This window comes from Bacillus sp. SIMBA_008, from assembly GCF_046535495.1.
Taxonomy (GTDB): Bacteria; Bacillota; Bacilli; order Bacillales; family Bacillaceae; genus Bacillus; species Bacillus subtilis.
Map to the genome: position 1 here is coordinate 1 of NZ_JAWRWL010000039.1, position 437 is coordinate 437.

General features: G+C 35.0%; 1 protein-coding gene and 1 pseudogene. Both read left to right on the forward strand.

What is annotated here, in order from left to right; translation table 11 throughout:
- A partial coding sequence (locus tag SB658_RS21975; RefSeq protein WP_410602301.1) for a ribosome recycling factor occupies positions 1 to 172 on the forward strand: 172 nt, incomplete at its 5' end.
- 129 nt (positions 173 to 301) lie between these two features.
- A pseudogene (locus SB658_RS21980) lies at positions 302 to 437 on the forward strand (isoprenyl transferase); the annotation flags it as partial.

Here is a 437-nt window from a genome sequence, read left to right on the forward strand (position 1 = left end):
TAATGTTCGTCGTGATGCAAACGATGAATTGAAAAAGCTAGAGAAAAATGGTGAGATCACTGAAGATGAATTAAGATCATCAACAGAGGATGTTCAAAAATTGACAGATGAATATGTCGCTAAAATTGATGACGTGACGAAAGATAAAGAAAAAGAAATCATGGAAGTTTAAGAAAAAACTATGTACAATAGATAATAGTGAAAAGACCCTCTTCATGTTTACAGGGGGTTTTTTTGTTAATACTGTTGGTGACTATATTATTAGCGGAAACGCAACCTTTTTGGGTGATGGAGGAATCTCATGCTCAATATACTCAAAAATTGGAAGAATCAGCAAACTGCAGCTTCCAACTTAGAAAGTCTGACAAAAGAAGACATATTAAATGGAGAAATTCCTGAACATATCGCCATTATCATGGATGGGAACGGAAGATGGG